Origin of the sequence: Rhodococcus sp. NPDC057297 (assembly GCF_042667435.1) — a bacterium.
Classification (GTDB): Bacteria; Actinomycetota; Actinomycetes; order Mycobacteriales; family Mycobacteriaceae; genus Rhodococcoides.
Window position 1 is genome coordinate 140,494 of record NZ_JBHUZE010000005.1, and the last position, 23,196, is coordinate 163,689.

The 23,196-nt window shown below is 64.2% G+C and carries 22 protein-coding genes and 1 tRNA gene; 14 read left to right on the plus strand and 9 right to left on the minus strand.

Going from position 1 to position 23,196, the window contains the following annotated elements; translation table 11 throughout:
* Positions 1 to 45 precede the first annotated feature (45 nt).
* Complete coding sequence (locus ACFULT_RS16960; RefSeq protein ID WP_378481977.1) at positions 46 to 1,833, plus strand: helicase HerA-like domain-containing protein; 1,788 nt, start codon at positions 46 to 48, stop codon at positions 1,831 to 1,833.
* 31 nt (positions 1,834 to 1,864) lie between these two features.
* On the opposite strand, the gene ACFULT_RS16965 is transcribed toward ACFULT_RS16960, so the two are convergent.
* Positions 1,865 to 2,404: a hypothetical protein gene (locus ACFULT_RS16965; protein ID WP_378481978.1), complete on the minus strand. Its 540-nt coding sequence runs from the start codon at positions 2,402 to 2,404 to the stop codon at positions 1,865 to 1,867.
* Positions 2,405 to 2,517: 113 nt separating this feature from the next.
* On the opposite strand from ACFULT_RS16965, the gene ACFULT_RS16970 reads away from it, so the two are divergent.
* Positions 2,518 to 3,129, plus strand: a complete 612-nt coding sequence (locus tag ACFULT_RS16970; protein WP_037110180.1) for a hypothetical protein — start codon at positions 2,518 to 2,520, stop codon at positions 3,127 to 3,129.
* 4 nt (positions 3,130 to 3,133) lie between these two features.
* Here ACFULT_RS16970 and cmrA read toward each other — a convergent pair whose 3' ends face one another.
* From cmrA to ACFULT_RS16985, 3 genes are all read right to left on the minus strand, one after another.
* On the minus strand, positions 3,134 to 3,937 hold the full coding sequence (gene cmrA / locus ACFULT_RS16975) for a mycolate reductase (RefSeq protein ID WP_094721316.1): 804 nt from the start codon (positions 3,935 to 3,937) through the stop codon (positions 3,134 to 3,136).
* 80 nt (positions 3,938 to 4,017) lie between these two features.
* Positions 4,018 to 6,054 (minus strand): FAD-dependent oxidoreductase, encoded by a 2,037-nt coding sequence (locus ACFULT_RS16980; RefSeq protein ID WP_378481979.1) that lies wholly within the window; start codon positions 6,052 to 6,054, stop codon positions 4,018 to 4,020.
* The gene (locus ACFULT_RS16985) at positions 6,051 to 6,578 is read right to left on the minus strand and encodes a PadR family transcriptional regulator (RefSeq protein WP_037110187.1); all 528 of its coding nucleotides are present in this window, start codon (positions 6,576 to 6,578) and stop codon (positions 6,051 to 6,053) included. Before ACFULT_RS16985 ends, ACFULT_RS16980 begins: the two co-directional genes overlap by 4 nt.
* A 129-nt stretch (positions 6,579 to 6,707) precedes the next feature.
* Between ACFULT_RS16985 and ACFULT_RS16990 the strand changes: the two genes are divergently transcribed.
* The gene (locus ACFULT_RS16990) at positions 6,708 to 8,030 is read left to right on the plus strand and encodes an MFS transporter (RefSeq protein ID WP_037110189.1); all 1,323 of its coding nucleotides are present in this window, start codon (positions 6,708 to 6,710) and stop codon (positions 8,028 to 8,030) included.
* Between the two features lie 2 nt (positions 8,031 to 8,032).
* On the opposite strand, the gene ACFULT_RS16995 is transcribed toward ACFULT_RS16990, so the two are convergent.
* Entirely contained in the window at positions 8,033 to 8,866 is an 834-nt protein-coding gene (locus ACFULT_RS16995) for an alpha/beta hydrolase (RefSeq protein ID WP_037110192.1), read from the minus strand.
* A gap of 42 nt (positions 8,867 to 8,908) precedes the next feature.
* Positions 8,909 to 9,535 carry a TetR family transcriptional regulator gene (locus tag ACFULT_RS17000; RefSeq protein WP_037110336.1) on the minus strand — a complete coding sequence of 209 codons (627 nt, stop codon included), beginning with the start codon at positions 9,533 to 9,535 and terminating at the stop codon, positions 8,909 to 8,911.
* Between the two features lie 199 nt (positions 9,536 to 9,734).
* Here ACFULT_RS17000 and ACFULT_RS17005 point away from each other — a divergent pair, with 199 nt between their 5' ends.
* The 4 genes from ACFULT_RS17005 to ACFULT_RS17020 all read left to right on the plus strand — a co-directional run bounded on the left by ACFULT_RS17005 (position 9,735) and on the right by ACFULT_RS17020 (position 13,758).
* On the plus strand, positions 9,735 to 10,847 hold the full coding sequence (locus tag ACFULT_RS17005; RefSeq protein ID WP_052059274.1) for a ferredoxin reductase: 1,113 nt from the start codon (positions 9,735 to 9,737) through the stop codon (positions 10,845 to 10,847).
* A 48-nt stretch (positions 10,848 to 10,895) separates the two neighbouring features.
* Positions 10,896 to 12,074: an acyl-CoA desaturase gene (locus ACFULT_RS17010; RefSeq protein WP_019664781.1), complete on the plus strand. Its 1,179-nt coding sequence runs from the start codon at positions 10,896 to 10,898 to the stop codon at positions 12,072 to 12,074.
* A gap of 46 nt (positions 12,075 to 12,120) precedes the next feature.
* The gene (locus tag ACFULT_RS17015) at positions 12,121 to 12,348 is read left to right on the plus strand and encodes a hypothetical protein (protein ID WP_033190614.1); all 228 of its coding nucleotides are present in this window, start codon (positions 12,121 to 12,123) and stop codon (positions 12,346 to 12,348) included.
* Positions 12,349 to 12,564: 216 nt separating this feature from the next.
* Positions 12,565 to 13,758, plus strand: coding sequence for a PucR family transcriptional regulator (locus ACFULT_RS17020; RefSeq protein WP_378481980.1), 1,194 nt, complete (start codon positions 12,565 to 12,567; stop codon positions 13,756 to 13,758).
* Between the two features lie 33 nt (positions 13,759 to 13,791).
* Here ACFULT_RS17020 and ACFULT_RS17025 read toward each other — a convergent pair whose 3' ends face one another.
* Positions 13,792 to 14,433: a YdcF family protein gene (locus ACFULT_RS17025; protein WP_094721321.1), complete on the minus strand. Its 642-nt coding sequence runs from the start codon at positions 14,431 to 14,433 to the stop codon at positions 13,792 to 13,794.
* A gap of 188 nt (positions 14,434 to 14,621) precedes the next feature.
* Positions 14,622 to 15,740 (minus strand): N(5)-(carboxyethyl)ornithine synthase, encoded by a 1,119-nt coding sequence (locus ACFULT_RS17030; protein ID WP_052059275.1) that lies wholly within the window; start codon positions 15,738 to 15,740, stop codon positions 14,622 to 14,624.
* 38 nt (positions 15,741 to 15,778) lie between these two features.
* Between ACFULT_RS17030 and ACFULT_RS17035 the strand changes: the two genes are divergently transcribed.
* The 4 genes from ACFULT_RS17035 (at position 15,779) to ACFULT_RS17050 (ending at position 19,429) form a co-directional block, all read left to right on the plus strand.
* Positions 15,779 to 15,931 carry a hypothetical protein gene (locus tag ACFULT_RS17035; RefSeq protein WP_170945301.1) on the plus strand — a complete coding sequence of 51 codons (153 nt, stop codon included), beginning with the start codon at positions 15,779 to 15,781 and terminating at the stop codon, positions 15,929 to 15,931.
* Between the two features lie 29 nt (positions 15,932 to 15,960).
* Positions 15,961 to 16,033: transfer RNA gene (locus ACFULT_RS17040), tRNA-Arg, on the plus strand.
* 121 nt (positions 16,034 to 16,154) lie between these two features.
* The gene (locus ACFULT_RS17045; RefSeq protein WP_378481981.1) at positions 16,155 to 17,306 is read left to right on the plus strand and encodes an XdhC family protein; all 1,152 of its coding nucleotides are present in this window, start codon (positions 16,155 to 16,157) and stop codon (positions 17,304 to 17,306) included.
* A gap of 92 nt (positions 17,307 to 17,398) precedes the next feature.
* Complete coding sequence (locus ACFULT_RS17050) at positions 17,399 to 19,429, plus strand: cytochrome c oxidase assembly protein (RefSeq protein ID WP_378481982.1); 2,031 nt, start codon at positions 17,399 to 17,401, stop codon at positions 19,427 to 19,429.
* Between the two features lie 21 nt (positions 19,430 to 19,450).
* On the opposite strand, the gene ACFULT_RS17055 is transcribed toward ACFULT_RS17050, so the two are convergent.
* Entirely contained in the window at positions 19,451 to 19,879 is a 429-nt protein-coding gene (locus tag ACFULT_RS17055) for a MarR family winged helix-turn-helix transcriptional regulator (protein ID WP_378481983.1), read from the minus strand.
* A 117-nt stretch (positions 19,880 to 19,996) separates the two neighbouring features.
* Here ACFULT_RS17055 and ACFULT_RS17060 point away from each other — a divergent pair, with 117 nt between their 5' ends.
* The 3 genes from ACFULT_RS17060 to ssb all read left to right on the plus strand — a co-directional run bounded on the left by ACFULT_RS17060 (position 19,997) and on the right by ssb (position 23,144).
* A complete protein-coding gene (locus ACFULT_RS17060) occupies positions 19,997 to 21,760 on the plus strand; it encodes an ABC transporter ATP-binding protein (protein ID WP_378481984.1) in 1,764 nt (587 codons plus the stop codon).
* A 52-nt stretch (positions 21,761 to 21,812) separates the two neighbouring features.
* Entirely contained in the window at positions 21,813 to 22,436 is a 624-nt protein-coding gene (locus tag ACFULT_RS17065; protein WP_378481985.1) for an IMPACT family protein, read from the plus strand.
* A 171-nt stretch (positions 22,437 to 22,607) separates the two neighbouring features.
* On the plus strand, positions 22,608 to 23,144 hold the full coding sequence (gene ssb, locus ACFULT_RS17070; RefSeq protein ID WP_037110211.1) for a single-stranded DNA-binding protein: 537 nt from the start codon (positions 22,608 to 22,610) through the stop codon (positions 23,142 to 23,144).
* Positions 23,145 to 23,196 lie beyond the last annotated feature (52 nt).

Consider the following 23,196-nt stretch of genomic DNA (forward strand, 5'->3'; position numbering starts at 1 on the left):
AGCCGAACGACAGCAAGCACAGAGAACCAAGGAGCATCGATAGACATGACGGTCGATCCGGCGTCGGAAGGTTCCACCACTCTCACCCCCGCGGAGAAGGCGAAGGCTGCCAAGGCCGCTGCCGTCGAAGCGGCCCGAGTTGCCGCCGAGGCTCTGGCAGTAGCAGAGGCGGCCGAGAAGGAAGCGCTGAACGCCGAAGCCCAGGTCACCGAAGCCCAGGTCACCGAAACCGAGGGCGCCGAAGCCCAGGTCACCGAAACCGAGGGCGCCGCGGTACCGGCTGGTGTGGCAGCCGAGATAGCTGCGGGTTATCAGTCCTCGGGAGCCGCATTGAAGCTCGGAACCGTCGTCCTGGACGGCGTGACGGATCCAGCCGCTGAAATTCGCATTCCCCTCGCGACGCTGAACAGGCACGGATTGGTCGCGGGAGCGACCGGTACCGGGAAGACGAAGACACTGCAGGGGATTGCCGAACAGTTGTCGAGCGCAGGCGTCCCCGTTGTCATGGCCGACGTCAAAGGCGACCTGTCCGGGCTGTCGGCCCCAGGTGCGGACAACGAGAAGATCAGGGCGCGTGCAGTGGAGACCGGAGATTCCGACTGGAGTCCGACCGGTCACCCCGTCGAATTCCTCTCGCTCGGCACCGACGGCATCGGTATCCCTGTGCGTGCGACCATCACCGCGTTCGGTCCGATACTTCTGAGCAAAGTGCTGGGACTCAACAACACTCAGGAATCGACACTCGGCTTGATCTTCCATTGGGCGGACAAGCAAGGCTTGGCATTGCTGGATCTCAAGGATCTGCGTGCCGTCATCACCCATCTCACCAGTGACGAGGGCAAGGCGGATCTCAAGGGCATCGGCGGTGTATCGGCTGCGACCGCGGGTGTCATCCTGCGTTCCCTGATCAACCTCGAAGCCGACGGAGGAGACACCTTCTTCGGTGAACCCGAGCTCGACACCGAGGATCTTCTTCGGGTCGGCGCCGACGGCAAGGGCATCATCACGCTGTTCGAGCTGGGGGCCCACGCCGCCCGGCCGGTGATGTTCTCGACGTTCCTGATGTGGGTCCTGGCCGACATGTTCCAGACCCTGCCCGAGGTCGGCGACATCGACAAACCCAAGTTGGTGTTCATCTTCGACGAAGCTCACCTGTTGTTCGCCGACGCCTCCAAAGCCTTTCTGCAGCAGGTAGAACAGACCGTCAAGCTCATCCGTTCGAAGGGCGTCGGTGTGTTCTTCTGCACACAGCTCCCGACGGACGTGCCGAACCAAGTGCTGTCACAGCTGGGCGCGCGAATTCAGCACGCGCTGAGGGCATTCACGCCCGACGACCAGAAGGCGCTGAACAAGACCGTCCGCACCTACCCGAAAACCGAAGCGTACGAACTCGAGAAGGCACTCACCTCGCTCGGCACAGGCGAGGCCATCGTCACCGTGCTCTCGGAGAAGGGCGCGCCGACGCCGGTGGCCTGGACCAAGATTCGCCCGCCGCGCTCGCTGATGGACACCATAGGCAACGACGCCATCGGCGCTGCGGCGTCGGCGAGCACGCTCGGACCCAAGTATCGCGAGACCATCGATCGCGAGTCGGCCTACGAGAAACTGGAGGCCCGGGTCACCGATGTGCCCGCGCCGACCGAAACGTTCGACCTGCCACCGTTGCCTGCGGACCTGCCCGATCTACCGCCACTGGAACCTGAAGGGCCCTCTGCGGCGGAACGAATCATGGGTAACCCCGCAGTCAAAAGTTTCCTCCGTTCTGCAGCTTCGGCTGCCGGACGGGAAATTTCACGCAGCATTTTCGGCACTGGTCGTCGCCGTCGACGGTGAGGGTACGGCCGCAGCCGCGTGAGCGAGTGGTTCACGCGGTGCGGGAGTACCCGTCCAACACGTCGGTCATCGCGGCCTCCAGTGCATCGAAGGTGTCGATCTCCACCTTTGCCTTGATGTAGTTCAGGCTGAGCGTCAGGTCGTCGAAGTACGCAATGAGTCGCCCCGACGTGCCCGCGATGTTGTACACGTTGACCGGAACGCCCGCGATGTCGACGATGTCGTCGTTCGGATCGGCGTCGGTCTGCCCGCGCACCCACAGCGTCAGATTCGGCAGAAGGTAGCGGCTGTTGCCGTCCCAGGTGCAGCCCCCGTCCGGTGTCTTCGGTAGTTCGACCGGCTCGATGTCCGCCAAGCCGAGACGAGTGCGCGTGTTCTCGGACAGGACCGAGCACGGGTCCACCTCGGCGGCTGCGTCGGTCGGCGGATCGGGTTGCACCGTCTCGCCGTTCACCGTGTAGGTGACCTCGTGCCGACTACATCCTCCGATCAGCACGACGGCGGCCACGGCGGCAGTCACGACAGCGATGGACACGACAGCGGTGGACACGATGGGTGCGCGGTCGATCATCGAACAAGTCCTCCCGGGCGGTTTGTCCGTTTAGCCTAGGAGGTGGTTTCACCCTGCGAAACCGGTAGAACTACTCATATCGGCCGCCCCGCGGTAGCGAGAGGATCGACTGCATGAAGAAATCCTGGTTGGTACCACCCGTTGCGATCGCGGCCGTCGTCGGCTGCAGTTCGGGTTCGGCTAGTGCGCAGCAGGCTCTGGAGTTCCCGGACTCCGTCGCCGGGCTCCAGACGATGCAACAGCAGATGGAGCGATTCGACCGAGACGACGACTCGGGTCCGCAGCGCGAGGATGCCGTCGCGGGGCTCAGCGCCGCGTACGACGGGGCCGACGCCGCCGCACAGGGATACGCGGACGAGTCGCTCATGGTTCTGGTGACGGTCTACGCAGTCGATGCGCCCAGCCCTCGCTTGTGGAGCACGCAGGCGGGCGATGCCATCGCCGAGCGGCTCCGGTTGCCGTCGCCTCCCGAACGCATCGAGACCTCGGGTGACGCCGAGTGCCTGGTGACGGTGAATTCGCTGGTGCCGGCCGGAGTGGAGCCTGGGGAATCGACCGAATCAGGCAGAAGTACAGGCCCGACACGACCGGATTCGACGGTCCTGCGGTGCCAGGGCGTCCGTGACGGGGTGACGGTGCTGATACCGGAATTGGCCCCGTCGATGGATACCGACACCGCGTTGTCGATCGTGTCCGATTCGCTGGACCACTTCCGCCCTCGGTGAGTGTTCAGCCGCCGAGCTTCTTGTAGAAGCTTCCGACGATGGGGGCCGAGATGGCGCGCGGACTGTACTGGCCCGCGATCGACATGCCCTTGGACAGCAGGCCCGGCACTACACGCATCTTGTTCTTCGCCAACGAATCCAGCGACAGCTTGGCCGTGTAGGCGCTGTCGATCCACAGGAAATCCGGGACCAGCTTGTCCACTATGGATGCGTCGGCGGGATCCGGAGTCTCGGTGCGAACAGGGCCAGGGGCCAGCAGGGTGACGTTCACTCCGCTGTCCTTGAGTTCGAGCCGTAGCGACTCGGAGAACGTGTTGACGAACGCTTTCGTCGCTGCGTACGTCGCATTGTTCGGGATGGCCATGTTCCCGGCCGCCGAACCCGTGATCAGAATTCCGCCGCTGCCCCGCGCCACCATTCCCGGAATGACAGCGAGCGTGAGATCGTGCACGGCGACTGCATTCAGTTCCACCTGATCCCGTTCGTAGGCGGGGTCGAGGTTTGCGACCGGCCCGAACGTGGCGATACCTGCGTTGTTGCACAGAATGCTGATCTCGCGCTTCGCCAACTCGTCGGCGAACGATACGCGGGCATTCCGGTCCGACAGATCGAGAACTCGGACCTCGACGGTCACTCCGTGCGCGGCACGGAGTCCGGTGGCAAGTGCCTCGAGCAACTCACCCCGCCGTGCCACGACAATCAGTGAATGGCCGCGGGCGGCGAGTTCGGTGGCCAGCGCTTCGCCGATTCCGGAGGACGCTCCGGTGACGACAGCACGGGCTTCGGGCGCGGGACTGGGCAGGCTCACGCTGAGACAGGGTAGTGGATGAATCCACCTGGCTGGAATCACCTGGCTGGAATCACCTGGCTGGAATCACCTGGCTGGAATCAGATGGATGCAGCGAGGCGTGTTCCTTGCTCGATCGCGCGCTTGGCGTCGAGTTCGGCAGCGACATCGGCGCCCCCGATGACATGGGTGGTCGTTCCCGCGGCTCGTAGGTCGTCGACGAGATCGCGGACGGGTTCCTGGCCTGCACACACGACGACGGTGTCGACGGCGAGCGTGCGTGGACGCTCGTGGCGCTCGCCGAAGGTGATGTGCAGACCCTCGTCGTCGATGCGTTCGTAATTCACGCCGGAGAGCTCGTGCACGCCTTTGGCTTTCAGTGCCGCGCGGTGCACCCATCCCGTCGTCTTCGCCAGCCCCGCGCCGATTCGTCCCTTCTTGCGCTGCAACAGGTAGACCTCACGCGGCGACGGCGCGGGGACGGGTGTGGTGAGCGCCCCCGGCGCCGCTTCCGGTTCGGTGACACCCCACTCCTGCTTCCATTCCTTCAGGTCCAGCGTGGGGGAGGCGTCGGTCGTCAGAAATTCCGCGATGTCGACACCGATGCCGCCCGCCCCGATGACGGCCACGCGGTCACCCACCGGTCTTCCGTGCTCGACGACATCGGCGTAGGACAGCACCGACGGGTGACCGATACCGGGTATCGACGGGATTCTCGGGACTACTCCCGTCGCGACGATCACCTCGTCGAAGTCGCCTGCGACGAGCTCGACGGCGGTGACGCGCCTGCCCAGGTGGACCGCCACGTCGGCGTCGCGCAGCGCTGTCGTGAAGTAGCGGATGGTCTCGGAGAACTCCTCCTTGCCCGGAATGCGCTGTGCGATACCGAATTGGCCACCCAGTGCCGGCCTGGACTCGAACAGGCTGACGGCGTGGCCGCGACGGGCAGCTTCGAGTGCGGCGGACAGCCCTGCCGGACCGCCGCCCACGACCGCGACCTTCTTGGTTCTGCGGGCAGGCATCAACTGCAATTCGACTTCACGTCCCGCGCGGGGGTTGACCAGGCAGGAGACTGTTTTGTGGACGAACGCGTGGTCCAGACACGCCTGGTTGCACGCGATACACGTGTTGATGGAGTCCGCTGCGTTCGCTTCGGCCTTGCGCACCCAGAACGGGTCGGCGAGCATCGGCCGGGCCATCGAGATCAGCTGTGCGTCACCGCGTGCGAGGATTCCTTCCGCGATGTCGGGCATGTTGATTCGATTCGACGCCGCCACCGGGATGTCGACATTCTTGTCGAGCTTTCCGGTGATGTCGGCGAACGCTGCACGCGGAACCGACGTGACGATGGTGGGAACGCGGGATTCGTGCCAACCGATGTCGGTGTTGATGACGTCGACACCGACGCTCTCCAAATCCTGCGCCAGGGCGACGATGTCGCTCCAGCTCTGTCCACCCTCGACGAGATCGGCCATGGACAATCGGAACATCACCAGGAAGTCGGTGCCCACCGCCTCTCGGATACACCGGGCGATCTCGACCGCGATACGACGCCTGTTCTCTGCGCTTCCACCCCACTCGTCGCGCCGCTTGTTGGTGCGCTCGGAGAGGAACTGATTGATGAAATATCCTTCGCCGCCCATGATCTCGACGCCGTCGTACCCAGCGGACCGAGCCAGCCGCGCACACCTCACGAAGTTGCGGATCTGCCACCGCACACCTCGTGCGGTGAGGCGCCGCGGGCGAAATGGGTTGATGGGGGCCTTGATCGACGACGCCGACACACTGAACGGCTGATACGAGTATCGACCTGCATGCAGGATCTGCAGAGCGATCTTGCCGCCTTCCGCATGCACCGCGTCCGTGATCGTGCGATGCCGCCGCGCCTCGATTCGGTTGGTGAGCTTGGCGCCGAACGGGAGGAGCCATCCGGTGCGATTGGGTGCATAGCCACCGGTGACGATCAGCGCGACGCCACCGCGCGCGCGTTCGGCGAAGTAGGCCGCCAGTCGAGAGGTGTCTCGTGCGCGGTCCTCCAAACCGGTATGAATGGATCCCATGATGACGCGATTCTTCAGAGTGGTGTTGCCGACCTTCAACGGCGACAGAAGAATCGGATAGTTCTCGGTACCGGTCACAATCGCTCCAATATCTCGTCGCACCATTCGGCGAAGCCCTCCTCGACTCGGATTCCGCCGCGCAGTACCAAGTACTGATGCAGTGCGGTACCCGAGAGGGAGGACGGTGATGGGAAATCGCGTTTCTCGATGAGTCGGAAGATCTCGAGCCTGTCCGCATGGACATCCCGGTGTCGGCGGACCTCGGTGCGAAGCGCCTCGACGTCACCGTGTGCTGCGCCCCGGATCTTGACGGCCAGTTCCTCCCGGAGCGCGCTCGGATCGGTGGGTCGGGCGATCCAGCGATCCAGCTCGTCGAGCCCGCTCCGGCTGACCGAATAGACCTTCTTGTCCGGCCGACCGTCCTGCACGACGGAGGCGCCCACGATCCACCCGGCCGCGTCCATACGCGTCAGCACCCGGTAGATCTGCTGATGGCTTGCGCTCCAGAAGAAGCCGATCGACTTGTCGAATCGGCGCGCCAGTTCGTAACCGGAGCCGTTCGATTCGGTCAGGGAAACGAGTATCGCGTGCTCGAGTGCCACGACAGCCAGTATGTATGCAACACGGTGACTATGCAACCAGGTGCATATCCTGCAGTGCGATGCTGTGCTGGACGTGCTTGCTCTCCGGGGTCATTCCCGCAGGCTCCACTCCCGGCTTAGGCTTTGCCCATGAACACTCCGGCCGACACCGCCGTCGTAGGCGTCGCGACGACCCGAAAGCAGGTATTCGCCTGGGGTATCTGGGATTGGGGATCTGCCGCCTTCAACGCGGTGATTCTGACGTTCGTGTTCTCGGTGTACCTCACCGATGCGGTGGGCGACGACCTGCCCGGATCGATCTCGGCGACGTCGTGGTTCAGTTGGGCGATCGGAGCAGCAGGCGTCGTCATCGCGATACTTGCGCCTGTCTCCGGCCAACGCTTCGACGCCCGTGGCCGCCGAAAGCGCTCGTTGGCGTTGTTGACGGGGCTCACCGTCGCGTCGATGGCCGGCTTGTTTTTCGTCGCCGACGACTATCACTACCTGTGGCTGGGCCTGGTACTGCTCGCCGCAGGCTCGATCCTGTTCGAACTGGCCAGTGTTCCGTACAACGCCATGCTTCGTCAGGTCTCCACGCCGGCCAACATCGGCCGCGTGTCCGGATTCGGTTGGTCGATGGGGTATTTCGGCGGCATCGTTCTGCTGTTGATCTGCTACTTCGGTTTCATCACCGGTGACGGTGACACCAGAGGACTGTTCGGCATCACCACCGACGGTGGCATGAACATTCGGCTCGTCGCCCTGCTGGCCGCGGTGTGGTTCGCCGTCTCCGCGATTCCCGTCCTGCTCACCGTTCCCGAACTGCCGTCCACCGAACAGGATCCAGGCGCCGCCAAGGCGGGAATGCTGGAATCGTACAAAGTACTGTTCCGCGACCTCCGCGAGCTGTGGACTGCCGACAGACGCAGCGTCTACTTCCTGATCGCGAGCGCTCTGTTCCGCGACGGCCTGGCCGGGGTGTTCACGTTCGGTGCTGTTCTGGCGGTGAGTGTCTACGGCATCAGCTCGGCAGACGTACTGCTCTTCGGCGTCGCCGCCAACGTCGTCGCCGGTCTGGGCGCGGTGACCGCCGGTCGATTCGACGATCGATCCGGACCCAAATCCGTCATCGTGTTCTCGCTCGTGGCGATGATCGTCGCGGGGATCGTGCTGTTGTTCGTGTCCGGCCCGGTGCTGTTCTGGGTGTTCGGGTTGGTGCTGTGCCTGTTCGTCGGGCCGGCGCAGTCGTCGTCGCGAACCTACCTGGCACGTCTGGCACCACCCGGGCGCGAGGGTCAGTTCTTCGGTCTGTACGCCACGACCGGCCGTGCAGTCTCGTTCCTCGCACCCACCTTGTTCGGGCTGTTCGTCTGGCTGTTCGACGCGGACCGTGCCGGCATCGGTGGACTACTCGTCGTGCTGTTCGTCGGGTTACTGGCTTTGCTCGCCGTGAAAGCGCCCGACAAGGTCTGATCTCACGACACCCGCGACTGGGCGACTCGCCGCAGGATCTCGTCGGCCAAACGTTCGGGGGCTTCCTCGGGAATCCAGTGCGAAATTCCGTCGAGTTCGACGAATGTGTAGTCCGCGTCGACGAATTCGCCGCATTGTTCGGCGCCCGCACGGCCGATCGCCGAGTCCTGGTTGCTCCAGACGTAGGTCGTCGGAACGGTCACCGGTGGGAGGCGTCCGAACTCGTTGGTCATTGCGCGATACCACTCCAACGCCGCGGTCAAAGCCCCCGGCTGTTGCAGGTGTCGGACGTAACGGTCGTCCGGGCTGCGATCGGAGAACATGGCCCGCAGCCTGCGTGCGTCGTCTTCGAGCAGCACATCCTCGGCCTTACCTGCTTGTCGCAACAGGCCCATGTAAGTCGAGCGCTCACGCTGGTCCGCGTCCTCTCGAAGCGCTCGGTTGAACGCAGCCGTGTGGGGCACGGACACTGCAACGAGCGAACGAACGCGTTCCGGATGCCGTGCGGCGAGTTGCCACGCCACGGCGGCGCCCCAGTCGTGTCCGACGACGTGCGCCGACTCCAGGCCGAGTTGGTCCAGGATCCCGACGACGTCGCCGACGAGATTCTCCACGCGATAGGCCTCGGTGCCGAGCGGACGTGCGCCGGGTGAGTATCCGCGTTGGTCGGGTGCGATGGTGAACAGCCCGTGGTTCACGAGCGTCGGTGAGATCCGATCCCAGCATGCGTGCGTTTGCGGGAAGCCGTGCAGCAGCACCACCGGTTCCGCGCGTGCCTCTCCGGCGATCGACACGTCGAACACCAGATCGTCGACGGTTACTTCGGTCATCGTCATGTGCGGTTCTCCCAGCTGAGGTCGAGTGGACCTCGGGTCGATTCAACCGTGGTTCGATCTCCAGACTCCCATGCCCAACACCACGAGGCGGACTTGCTGTTCGGTGCGTGTCAGGAGTTCGCGTTCGCTTGCGCTGCCGGGGCGGTCGATCTCCAACAGACCGACGGTAGCGGTGAGCATGGTCGAGACGATCAGATCCGCGGCCATCTCCAGATCGCTGATGTCCCAGGATTCGAGTCCAGGCATGCGGGCGAGGTCGATGGTCAGTTCGCTGACGAACATGCGGAGCTCGGTCGCGAATGCGCGTCGTACTTCGGTGACTCCGCCGTAGCGCTCACGGGCGATGAATCGGAACTGATCCTCGTGCGAGCGAACGGCGCGCACGAGGATCCGGAGCGATTCGGTTGCGTTCTTGACCGTGGGATCCTTGCGCGCGTCCCTCAGCATCTGACGAAGCGTCCGCATCGAGTCTTCGACCAGCGCTACACCGAGATCTTCCATGGACGCGAAGTGCCGGTAGAACGCAGTCGGCACTATGCCGGCGGATCGTGAGACCTCCCGCAAACTGACGCTCGCGAACGACCGGTCGCGCAACAGATCCAGGGTGCCGTCGATGAGTGCTTGTCGTGTGCGTTCCTTACGTTCCGCACGCGTACCCGGTTCTGTCACATGTTCGAGTTTATTGCTGTCCACTCTGTGACCTCCTCCGGTCTCGACGTCGCCTCAGGATGAGTGTGAGGCGGGACACACCGATGATCCGGTGTCGGTGCCATCACTTTCACGTTGACAGATTCCGGTACGGATCTGCCACACTGAGATTCTAGTGCACAGACGTACACTGAAGAAGTTCCTCGAACCGGGAGGCGAGATGGCAATTCAGCAGAAGTCTCGACAATCAGGCATTCGCCGCAAGTTTTCGCTGCTGTCCCTGTTCGAGGCCATGGCAACGCCTCATGCGCTCGACCGTTACCTCGAACTGGTCGACCCGATGACCACAGTGAGAGACCTTCGGGCAGAAGTGACGGATGTACACCGGTCCACCGCTGACACGGTCACCCTTACGTTGCGTCCCACGCACCAGTGGCAGGGCTTCCAGGCCGGGCAGTTCGTCCAGGTCGGCGTTGTCATCGACGGGGTGCGCCATACGCGGTGCTACTCGCCCGCGTGCTCGCAGTACCGCGCCGACGGCCAAATCGAACTGACCATCAAGGCGCACCCGGAAGGCCTTGTCTCGCAGCATCTCCACGCGAACGCCCGGGTGGGTCTGGTCGTCAGCCTGTCGCAGGCCGACGGTGTGTTCCACCTGCCGACGCCTCGTCCGGAATCGGTCCTGCTGATCAGTGGCGGAAGCGGAATCACCCCCGTGCTGTCCATGTTGAGGTCGCTGCTGGACGAGGGGTACAGCGGCGACCTCACCTTCCTGCACTACGCCTACACGGAAAAAGATGTCTCGTACCGGGCCGAGTTGGAACAGATCGCCGCCGAGCACGAACGCGTCCGAATCGTGTTGGCGTACACGAACCAGCCGAGCGGGGGAGACCTTCACGGTTTCTTCGGACCCGAGCATCTGAACGCCGTGGCGCCGTGGTTCGCGGATGCTCAGACGTTCTTGTGCGGTCCGCCGGGGCTGATGCGGGGAGTCCGGGATATCTACGATGACCTAGGACTTTCCGACCGACTCCACTTCGAGGAGTTCGCAGCGCCAGCACCGACCGCCGACGCCGATGCAGACGGAGACATCAATTTCTCCACCAGTGACGTCGTCGCCACCAACTCGGGCAAGACCCTCCTCGAGCAGGCGGAGGACGCGGGCCTGACGCCGTCCTACGGCTGCCGGATGGGCATCTGCTTCACCTGCACGTCCGTGAAGACCTCGGGATGCACCCGGAACGTCAAGACCGGGGAGACCGACACCGAACCGCACAAGAAGATCCAGATTTGCGTGTCGGTCCCTGTCGGTGACGTGGACATCGAAATCTGACCGACCCGACCGACAAATTTTCGACAACCGAAACGGAGAGTGTTTCAAATGTTCGGAATACCACTGCCTTCACTGTCTCTGCCCTTTTTCGGATCCGCGGAGAAGCCCGAGGCGCTGCCACCGACAGTCCTGTCCTACGAGCAAGTCCAAGACCTCGGCCGCGAGCTCGACGAGCTCCGCGCTCGCACCGTCGCCAAGCTGGGCGAAGAGGATCGCGAATACATCTACAACATCGTCAAGACTCAACGCGGCCTCGAGATCGCCGGTCGCGCCATGATGTATCTGCCGTTCCTGCCTCCGGTGTGGCTTGCCGGAGTCGGCGCCCTCGGCGTCTCCAAGATTCTCGACAACATGGAGATCGGCCACAACGTCATGCATGGCCAGTACGACTGGATGCGTGAGCCCGGCTTCAATTCGGAAGTGTTCGAATGGGATACCGTCTGCCCAGCCGACCAGTGGAAGCACTCGCACAACTACATGCACCACACGTTCACCAACATCGTCGGCAAGGACCGCGACATCGGCTACGGAATCCTGCGGATGGACGAGGGCCAGAAGTGGAATCCGTACTATCTGGGTAACCCCGTCTATGCGTTCCTGCTGATGACGTTCTTCGAGTGGGGCGTCATGCTGCACGACCTCGAAGCGGAGAACATCGTCCAGGGCAAGCGCAAGTGGCACGACGTCAAGCCGCTGCTGCAGGGGATGTGGCGCAAGGCCGGTCGTCAGGTTCTCAAGGACTACGTGATCTTTCCGGCGCTGTCCGGACCCTTCTTCGTCACCACACTGGTGGGGAACGTCGGCGCCAACTTGATCCGCAACCTGTGGACGTACTCGATCATCTTCTGCGGACACTTCCCGACGGGGGTACAGACCTTCACCGAGGACGAGACCGCAGACGAGTCGCGCGGCGAGTGGTACGTCCGACAGATGCTCGGATCGGCGAACATCGAGGGATCGCCGCTGTTCCACATCATGTCCGGCAACCTGTCGCACCAGATCGAGCATCACCTGTTCCCGGATCTGCCCGCGCACCGTTACCCCGAGCTCGCCCCTGAAGTGAAGGCACTGTGCGGCAAGTACGGCCTTCCCTACAACACCGGCGGTTTCTTCAAGCAGATCGGCACCGTGTGGGGCAAGATCTTCAAGCTCGCGTTACCGGATTCTCTGACCGGATCCAAGCCGACGGTCGGTGTTATCGTCGAGCGCAAGAAGGTCGCGGCCTGACGTGGCCGGCGCTACCGGACCGAATACCGAATCAGGGGTGAACGTCGTGGTCGGCAAGTTCGAACGCAACAAGGACACCGTGCAGGAATTGACCGAGTCCGCGGCCACACACGTGGGTCGGATCGCCGTCATCATTGCCGGGGCGGTGCGAGACGTGACCCGGGAGATCGGTGATCTCATCTCCGACGGCATCGAGATGCGCGAGGCTGCGAAGAAGGCCCGCGAGGACACTCCTGCTGGCAAGGTCATCAACGGCGAGTTCGAGAACAGGTAGCAACTCGGCCACGGCCGCAGAATCGATCGAGGCTCGGACGCCGGGTCGTTCCCCCCTTCACCGGGGCGAACGGCCCGGCTGTTCGCTGTAAGAGCAGATCGATACATCGAAAACAAACTCGAAGAATGTTTGTACCTCCATTTTCATACCCTCGGACCGCTCGATGGGTTACCGTTACTCCACGAACCACATAAGCGGTAGGAAAGGCGGCTCGACATGCGGTTGGACTCCTCGTTCACGCATTCCCCCGGCACTGTTGTCACCGAGGTCTCTCGCGGACGGACATCCGCGTTGGAAGGGCGCAGCGGTGCTGTCGTCGACCGTTGCCTTCGCGCAGGTAGGCCCCCGGCGCCCGCCGAGCTCGAACCGGTCCGTCGCGCGGCGGAAGACCTTGCGCGGGAGGGTGTACCGCTACGGGACGCGCAGCGTCACGTTCACGCCGCGGCCGCCGCGGGGCTGAAAGGCAGTGTCGCCGAGGTCGATCGATCCGACGTGGTCGACAGTGCGGTGTTCATGATGCGAGTCCTCGAGTCCCTCGGCAATGCAGTCTCGGCCGCATACATGGAGTTCTGCCGCCAGGACCCAGGGTCCAACGGAGAGCGCGTCGCCCAGTTGGTCGACCTGCTCGTCGCCGACGATCCCGAAGCCCGCGGCATTGCGGAACGAAATGGAATCGAGGTGGCCGCGGAATACGACGTGGTGTTCCTACGGTTCGTCGCCACGCCGTCGGACACCGGACGACCGGACACCGGACGACCGGACACTGCCAAGACCGACATCCGCACCGTGGACAACGCAGCCTTGGCTGCCGCGGAGAGCGCGATGGCTGCAGCCTCGGGCGTTCGCGGACCACTGCTGTCGCTGACCGCGGGCGGGGGAGTCGTCCTCGTTCCGTCTTCGCCTGCGAGCGTCGTCGAGGACTGCCTGGCACGGCTCGGCGCAACTCTGGACGTCGATACCGTCGCAGCCACGGCACGTGGCGCACTCGGCTCGTTGAACGGCGTGCTCGACCATTGCCGCGAGTTGGTGGATCTGGCCAGGTCGCTGCGGATGCAACCCCGTCTGTACCGGACGAGCGATCTCGCCCTGGAGTATCAGCTCTCGCGTCCGGGCCCCGGCCGTTCGCGGTTGCGTTCGGTGATCGCGCCACTCGACGGCTTCCCCGAGTTGATGCACACCCTGAAGACGTTCGTCGGCAGCGAGGCCAACAGGCGCGCGAGTGCGAAACTGCTGTACGTACATCCCAATACCGTCGACTACCGCCTCAAGCGGATCGAACAGCTGACCGGTGTGGACCCGCTCAGTTCCGCGGGCCTCATGTCGTTGCATGCTGCTCTCGTCGTCGACTGCCTTTCGCGGGCAAACGAACCGGGTGGGGCCATGTCGGACATGGTTGCCGAGGCATCCTGATCCGCACCCGCGTCGGTGAGCGTCGTGCTCGGGTCACCGACCCGACACGACGCCGCTCACCGGAAACCGTCCGGATATTGCCTTTCGAAAGTCGATGAGCGCTCGTTCGACGTGATTGGTACTGGACACGACCACGGCTCCTTGCGAGCCCCGATCCGCCAGGATCGTTGCAGTGTTTCGGGCGTTCTCCACCGTCGACGTCGACGTGTTCTCCTCGGTGATCCGTTCCGGCGCAACACCTGCCGCGATCAACCAGTCCCGCATGGCGCGAGCCTCGGTGACGCCTGCACGGGGAACCCCGCCGCTCGTGATGATGGGGGACGCCGGATAGCGCTGCGCAAGCGTCAACGCTGCCTGTAGTCGATCCACGAGCAGTGGCCGCATCGTTCCGTCGTCGTACAGTCCGGCTCCGAGAACGACGATCGTGGTGCCGACGGGATTGAGGTCCAACATCAGGGGTGCATGGTCGGTCAGGATCTCCTGCCCAGTGCACCACGCGATGGCCGTCGGATCCGGGAACAAGCAACCGCCGAGCGTCGACATCAGACCGTTGCCGAACGTGATCGGATTGATGTCCGCGTGTGCTGTCCCGGGTGCGTGGCCTAAGGCCAGCCCGCACGCGATGGCCGTCGCGAGCGTCAGACGTGTGAAATTCCATCGTGATCTGTGTGCCATGAAGGCGCCCCCCGGCTGGTCGTTCGTCTCGAGACATGTTCTCTCGATCCAGCGTGCAACAGGGGGTTCCTCCACACAACGCTCGCGCGGTGTGAGGGCTTACAAGATCACGGACGCTGACCAGTGACGCTGTACATGAACGTGCGGCCGGGGCGAAACGTCATGATTCACAACGCTTTCGCCTTCGATCACGCCACCGGGTGAGGATACTCGGCGCTTCGGTGTTGAAATGCGAGGATGTCCGGGTTGACCAGGGCACCGTCGCGGATCTCGATGGAGCGACGAATGGTCGCGTCGGCGTCCCAGCTGGTCGGTCCGCCCAGGACGGTGCCGATGAACGGCAGCAGTGACTCGCTGATCTCCCAGGTTGCCGAGTCCCACAGGTAGGACGGACTGTGATCGACCGCGTAGTAACGAACATTGTCGCCGACCGTGAACATGGGCGCGTCGAAGGACGTGGGACGGGCCCATTCGAACCCCATTCCCTCGTCGCACGAGACATCGACTATCAACGTGCCGGGATCGATCGAGTCGAGATCCTCCGTGCGCAGGAACGTCAGCGGGGCATTCGTATTCTGCAATACGCAGTTGACGATGATGTCGTGATCGCCGAGGAACTGCGACAACGGGATTCGCCCTTCGTCGGTCAATGCACGGCTACGTCGCGGGTTTTCGCCGTCGAGATCGAAATTGACGATGCGTGCCGAGTGAATCGGCGAACCGACAGCAGTGACACCGCGCTGAGTGAGTACGTCCACCTCGTGCACGCCGTGGGCGTTCAGAGCCGTCACCGCACCCCTCGCCGTAGCACCGAAACCGATCACCGCAGCGCGCAGCCGACGTCCGTAGTCGCCGGTCGACCCGATCAGTTGCAAGGCATGCAGCACCGAGCAGTAACCGGCCAATTCGTTGTTCTTGTGGAAAACGTGGAGATTGAACGAACCTTCCGCTGTCCAATGGTTCATCGCTTCGAAAGCCACGAGCGTCAGCCTGCGGTCGATGGCCGCCTGAGTGAGCTCGACGTCCTGTACGCAATGCGGCCAACCCCACAGAATCTGACCCGGACGGAGCGACTCCAAGTCCGACGCTTGCGGTTTCGGCAACAAAATGACATCGCACTCGTCGATCAGCTCCGTACGCGAGCGGATGCCTCCGGTCGACGCGGCGATGTGGTCGTCGGAGATACCGAACGGGAGTCCGTACCCCGCCTCGAAGAACACGCGGCGGCGCAGCTCGTCGGGAATACGTTCGAGGTGATGCGGATGAATCGGGAGGCGACGTTCGTTCGGCTTCGACGACCGAGACATGACGCCGAGGGTGAGCTGGTGCACGGTGGCCCCTTCGGTTGCGATCAGTCAACCACACGTTCGGCGGCGCGTATTCGCACGTGATGCTGCGCCTCGGTGCAGGATCGACCGGGCTCGCAGCGGATTTCGCACCGCATTTCCGGTCTTATCCGCTGCCCTTCGTCGACGCGCCGATCGAGCAGGTAGACTGATTCACCGTGCTCGGACCCGTCCGGGCCACGCCTCCGTAGCTCAGGGGATAGAGCAAGGGCCTTCTAATCCCTTGGTCGCAGGTTCGAATCCTGCCGGGGGCACCGAGAACACGATCGACGATTCGTCGCCCTCCGTATCGGGCATAGTCGATGGAACGCGAACACCGAGGCACTGCTACATCGCGGTCGTCCGGGTCCGTGTTCGGACGAGAGGATTCTGTCGATGAGAGATGTCCTCGACGAGGTGCTTGCGCTGTGGCGCGCCGGTGCCACGGCAGGCGTCGGGACCGTGGTTCGCACGTTCGATTCTGCTCCGCGACCCGCAGGGGCATCGATGGTCGTCGGACCGGACGGAACGGTCAGCGGCTCGGTGTCGGGTGGATGCGTCGAGGGAGCGGTGTACGAGGCCGCGATGTCGGTCATCGCATCGGACTCCCCGGTCCTCGAACGATACGGCGTCAGCGACGACGATGCGTTCGCGGTGGGATTGACCTGTGGCGGCACGCTGTACGTGTTCGTCGAGCCCATCTCGCAGACGACCTTTCCCGAACTGGGGGCCGTCGCCGATGCGATCGCGGCCGAGCGACCGATCGCGGTCGCAACCGTCGTCCGTCATCCGGATCCGACACAGCTCGGGCGTCACCTGGTGATCGAGGAGAACGCATCGGCGGGCACGTTCGGAACCGACCGAATCGACGCAGCCGTGGTCGACGACGTGCGTGGACTTCTGGCATCCGGGCGCACGGAGACATTGACGTACGGACCGGAGGGTGAGCGTCTCGGCGACGGCATGGACGTCTTCGTGTCGAGTTACGCGCCGCGGCCGAGAATGCTCGTGTTCGGTGCCATCGACTTCGCGGCCGCCGTCGCCCAGCAGGGCGCGTTCCTGGGATACCGGGTGACGGTGTGCGACGCGCGGGCACGGTTCGCCACGACCCAGCGGTTCCCGGCCGCGGCGGAGGTCGTCGTCGAGTGGCCACATCGTTATCTTGCCGACCAGATCGCGGCTGGAAGGGTGGACGAGCGCACCATCGTGTGTGTGTTGACGCACGACGCCAAATTCGACGTCCCATTGCTCGAGGTCGCGTTACGTCGGCCACAGTTCGCGTTCGTCGGGGCGATGGGGTCGCGTCGTACCCACGCCGACCGCGTCGCCCGCTTGCGTGAGGCGGGACTGACCGATACAGAACTGGAACGACTGTCCAGCCCGATCGGGCTCGACCTGGGGGCGCGTACTCCGGAGGAGACGGCCGTCTCCATCGCTGCCGAGATCGTCGCGAAGCGGTGGGGCGGCAGTGGTGCCCCTCTGGCCGGTGGAAGCGGTCGGATTCATCACGATCTGCCGGTGGCCGAGGTCACACGATCTACGACGTAGCGTAGGACTTCCCGTCGTTCGGGCCCCCACCAGGCCTCGCTCCGGCAGGGCGCCGGTGACGAGGGCACTCGACACCTCTTACTCTGGTTGTCATGGCAGCACCAGACGTCGAGACCGTCGAAACACCACCGACCGAGTCTCCGGGGACCGCATCGACCTCCGTGTTCGTGACGGCAGGATTGATCGGTGCTGTCGTTGCAGCGCTCGTCATCAGCCTGTCCGCGTCGGACGCGCTCGTTCTCCTCGGTATACCCGACCCTGGTCCGGCCACGACGTACGGGCTCCCCGCCATCCGCGCCATCGGCGAGATAGCGGCATCGATCGCCATCGGTTCCTTCCTCCTCGCGGCGTTTCTGGTACCTCCGCAGAAATCCGGAGTGCTCGACGTGGGCGGATACCGCGCCGTGCGCACCGGGTCGGCTGCCGCGATCGTGTGGGCTGCGTGCGCACTGGTACTCGTCCCGCTGACCCTGTCGGACACCTCAGGTCAGCCGTTCACCGTCGCGATCCAACCCAGCAACCTCTGGGTGGCCCTCGATCAGGTGGAAATCGCCGGAGCCTGGCGCTGGACGGCGATTCTGGCCGTGGTGCTCGCGGTCGTGTCGCGGACGGTACTCAGGTGGTCGTGGACCCCGTTGCTTCTCGTGTTCGCGCTGGCCACGTTGATGCCCATCGCGTTGACGGGACACTCCTCCTCCGGAGGTGCGCATGACGTCGCCACCAACAGTCTGATCCTGCACCTGGTCGGCGCGACCCTCTGGGCGGGCGGTCTGTTCGCAGTTCTCGCCCACGCCCGCCGCAGGGGTGCGCACACCGATGTCGCGGCCAGGAGGTTCTCGGCGGTCGCGACCGTCTGCTTCGTCGTGATGGCAGCCTCCGGAGTGATCAACGCTCTCGTTCGAGTGTCCATCGGGGATCTGTTCACGACGCTGTACGGCCGGTTGATTCTGGCCAAGGTTCTCGCCCTCGTCGTGCTGGGATTCTTCGGATGGATCCAGCGGCGCAGGTCGCTGCCTGCTCTCGCATCCGACCCGTCGTCCCGTGGTGCGCTGATCAGGTTCGCCGGGGGAGAAGTTCTCGTTCTCGCGGCCACGATCGGCCTCGCCGTCGGCCTGGGGCGGACTCCGCCGCCGTCGGACGTCGACCCCGATCTCTCCTTGTCCGAAGCAGCCCTCGGTTACGACCTCCCGGATCCGCCCACCTTCGCCCGGCTGATGTTCGACTGGCGGTTCGACCTCATCTTCGGGACGGCCTCGATCCTGCTGGCCGTCGTGTACCTGCTCGGTGTTCGGCGTCTGCGTCGCCGCGGCGACGCGTGGCCTGTCGGGCGGACGATCTCGTTCCTCCTCGGGTGCGCGACGATGCTCGTGGCCACGTCCTCCGGCGTCGGCAAGTATTCGCCGGCGACCTTCAGCGTGCACATGGGCGCGCACATGGCGTTGTCGATGTTGGTGCCCGTTCTGCTCGCACTCGGTGGCGCGCTCACGCTCGCCCTGCGTGCGTTGCCGGTAGCGGGCAAGGACGGAATTCCAGGTCCCCGTGAGTGGCTTCTGCAGGCGCTGCACAGCCCTGTCTCGCGTTTCCTGACGCACCCGGTCGTCGCGGCGGTCCTGTTCGTCGGCGGCTTCTACGTGCTGTATCTCGGTGGCATCTTCGGTGCCGTGCTGGACAACCATTCGGCGCACTTGCTGATGAACGCGCACTTCATTCTCAGCGGTTACCTCTTCTACTGGGTCGTGATCGGTGTCGACCCGTCGCCGCGGCACATCGAACCCATCACCAAGCTGGCCATGGTTTTCGGGTCGCTTCCCTTCCACGCCTTCTTCGGCGTCGCATTGATGAGCATGAACACCGTCATGGGCGGCTGGTACTACCGCACGCTCGGCTTGGATTGGAACGGCGATCTCATGGGCGATCAGAAGTTGGGCGGTGGAATCGCCTGGGCCACGGGCGAGATTCCACTCGTGCTGGTGATGTTGGCCCTGCTCATCCAGTGGTCGCGCAGCGACGACCGCAACGCCAAACGCTCGGACCGCGCCGCGGACCGCGACCACGACGCCGACCTGGCCGCGCACAACGCTATGTTCGCCGAGCTGGCGCGGCGCGACCGGGAAAACGGATAGAACGCACGTTCCTCGGGCAGGTCAGAGTCGATCGGCCGTGATCTTGGTGAGAATGCGCTGAAGATCGTCACGCTCCGACGGGTCGAGGGTGTCGAACAACTCGACGGCCACCTTCGCGCGGGCCGCGTCGATGTCACGTAGTCGGACCCGGCCGGTGTCGGTGAGCGAAACGAGGACAGCCCGTCGATCGGCCGGGTCGTTCTCCCTCGCCACCAGTTCCGCGGTTTCGAGGGAGTCGACGATGTCGGTGGCCGAACGGGCCACGATGCGCAGATGATCCGCCAAGGCACGCAGTCGCATCGGGCGACCTTCTCGTGCCAGCACGTGCAGCGCGCGGCTCTGTGACGGGTTGAGTCCGAACGGTTCGAGGGCGCTCATGTGGGTATGGCGGATCCGCCGCGCGACGGCCATGAAGGAATCGGCCAGGTTCGGGGTGTCTCCCGTGTGCATGCCGACAGCATAGCCGCTTGTACGCAACCTCTTAGTGAGGTAACCTCTCGTTTATGTTCGTCGACCCAGGAGGTCTACTTGGTACGCAATCAACCGAAAGTCGCCGACCCAGCCCCCGTGGGTAGGGTTCTGGCGCTGTTCCGTCCCTACCGCGCACGCATCGCACTCGTCACCTCGATCATCGTCGTCAGTGCAGTCGTCGCGCTCGCTTCACCACTGCTTCTTCGTGAACTGCTCGATCACGCCATCCCCGATCGCGACGTCACGCTCGTCACGCTGATCGCGCTGGGCATGATCGCAGTAGCCGTCGTCACCAACACCCTCGGCGTACTCCAGACGTGGATGTCCAACAGCGTCGGTCAGACGCTGATGCACGACCTGCGCGTCGCCGTCTACGGTCACCTGCAACGTCAATCTCTCGGCTTCTTCGCGCGCACCCGCACCGGCGAGGTGCAGTCCAGAATCGCCAACGACATCGGCGGAATGCAATCCGTGGTCACCAATACGGCCACGTCGATCGCTCAGAACGCCACCACGGTTGCGGCGACCGTCGTGGCGCTGTTCCTGCTGGACTGGCGGCTGGCGTTGTTCTCATTGATCATCCTGCCGGTGTTCGTTCGCATCGCTCGAAAGATCGGCAACGAGAGACGAAAGATCTCGACGACGCGGCAGAAGCTGCTGAGCGAGCTGTCGGTTCAGATCGAGGAGTCGCTGTCCGTCAGCGGCATCCTGCTCGGCAAGACGACGGGGTCGTCCGGCGTTCTCACACAGCAGTTCGCGGCGCGCTCCGACGAAGTCGCCGACGTGGAACTCAAAGCCATGATGGCCGGTAAGTGGCGCATGGCAAGCATGCAGATCAGCTTCGCCATCATGCCCGCACTCGTCTACTGGTTCGCTGGAATCACCATCGGGAACGGAAGTGCGCTCACCGTCGGCACACTCGTCGCCTTCACGACCCTGCAAACTCAGCTGTTCAGGCCGACGATGCAGCTGCTGAGCACGGGCGTGGAGGTGCAGAGTTCCCTGGCACTGTTCGGGCGCGTCTTCGAGTACCTGGACCTGCCGGTCGACATCGACGAACCCATCGCTCCGACCCTGCTCGCCCGAGAGGACGTATCGGGGCACGTACGGTTCGAACACGTCGAGTTCTCCTACGCCGACGCCTCACGGCTCGCGTTGTCCGACATCGACATCGACGTCCCCGCGGGTAGCACCCTGGCGCTCGTCGGATCGACGGGGTCCGGCAAGACCACGCTCGGATATCTCGCCGCACGGCTGCACGACCCCACTCACGGCCGAATCACCATAGACGGCATCGACATCCGAGACCTGCCGACAGCAGTCGTCGCAGACCTGGTCGGCGTCGTGTCGCAGGAGACGTACCTGTTCCACGCCAGCATTCGCGACAACCTCCGGTTCGCGAAACCCGACGCAACCGACGCCGAGATCGAACGTGCCGCACGGATCGCGCAGATTCACGATTTCGTCGTGGGCCTGGACGACGGGTACGACACCGTGGTCGGGGAACGCGGGTACCGATTCTCCGGTGGCGAGAAGCAGCGCCTCGCCATCGCGCGCACGGTGTTGCGTAACCCGCCGATCCTCATTCTCGACGAGGCGACCAGCGCGCTGGACAACTCGACCGAGCGCGCCGTGCAAACCGCTCTCGACGAGCTGATGGTAGGGCGCACGACCATCATCGTCGCCCACAGGCTCTCGACGGTCCGGGCCGCCGACCGCATTGCCGTCCTCGACGGTGGACGCGTCGTCGAGATCGGTAACCACACCGACCTCGTCGACAAGGGTGGTCGATACGCCGACCTGGTGCACGCGTCCGGCGACTCCGTGCACGGACACGTCTCGGAATCGGTCGCGGCGTAGACTTCTCGTGCCGAGGAGCCGCCCTCGCGACTCTGGCGAAAGGAGACCGACGATGTTCCTGACTGTCGTCGATCGAACTACCGCCGAGATCGAGGTGAAGAAGTCGCGATTTCTCGCAGTCGTGGCACGGGCGGACTCCGAGGACCGCGCACGAGCCGTCATAGCGGACGCCCGACAATCCAACAGCGCTGCCGGGCATCACTGTTGGGCATTCGTCGTCGGCGACCTCCCCGGTAGCCGAATCGCCAGGGCCAGCGACGACGGTGAGCCCAGTGGTACCGCCGGCACACCGATTCTCGAGGTGTTGACCGGACGCGAACTCACCAATGTGGTCGCCGTCGTCAGCAGGATCTACGGCGGAACTAAACTCGGCACCGGAGGGCTGGCGCGCGCGTACGCCGGGGCGGTCGTCGAAGCTCTGGCGACGGCCACTGTGCGTCGCAGGGTCCAAAGACGCCGTGTGAGAGTGGAACTCGATCACGCTGATGTCGGCAGGATCGAAGCCGACCTGCGTGCGCGAGGGATCGACATCGTGTCCGTCGACTATCTCTCCAAGGCGGTGTTGACGCTCGCGGCAGCGGAGTACACCATGATCGAAGGTGTCCTCGCGGGTTCCACCGCGGGCAGTGCCGAACCGGTACGACTCGGCACCGACTACGTCGACGCAGCCGTATAGCACGGCAACCCGACGCACCTCACCGTGAACCGGCGTTCGAGAGTCGGTTGTCCACAGGTGCAGGCTCCATCCACAGATTTCGTTTCGAGGCTCCGAAGGGTCGATTTTCGCGGCACAGTTCGACGTGGGTCGAGTAGTGCTCGGCCGAACACCGAAGCAAGGGGGACGAACATGTACGAGGCGCAATGTGCGGTGGTGGGGACCGTGATCACCAACCCAGTCAAACGATCGACCGCATCCGGCGACGAAGTACTGAGCTTCCGGATGGCGAGCAACGCGCGCCGTCAGGATCGCGCGACGGGCGAGTGGACCGACGGCGGGACGCTGTTCCTGACGGTGACCTGCTGGCGCAGGCTGGTCAAGGGCGTCGGAGGATCGCTCATGAAGGGCGATCCGGTCATCGCGTACGGCCAACTCAGAACGAACGAATACACGACGAGGGAAGGAATCGAACGGTCTGCGGTCGAAATGACGGCGAGCGCGATCGGACCCGACCTCGCCCGGTGCATCGTCAAGGTCGAACGAGTCAGGACCGTGATCGGTGGCGAATCGGACGAACCGAGCGGAGCCACGGAATCCGGAGATCCCGGCGTCCTCCGAGACAGCAGCGACACCGAGGAAGCGGACGGACGTGAGATGGACGACGAGCCCGACTTCGACTCGTCGGACGCATCCGGAGACGAGCGGATCGTCGCCGCTGTCTCGTAGGACCCTTCTTCGACGCGCGTGTCCGGACTCGATTCGAGGGGCGATCGGGTCC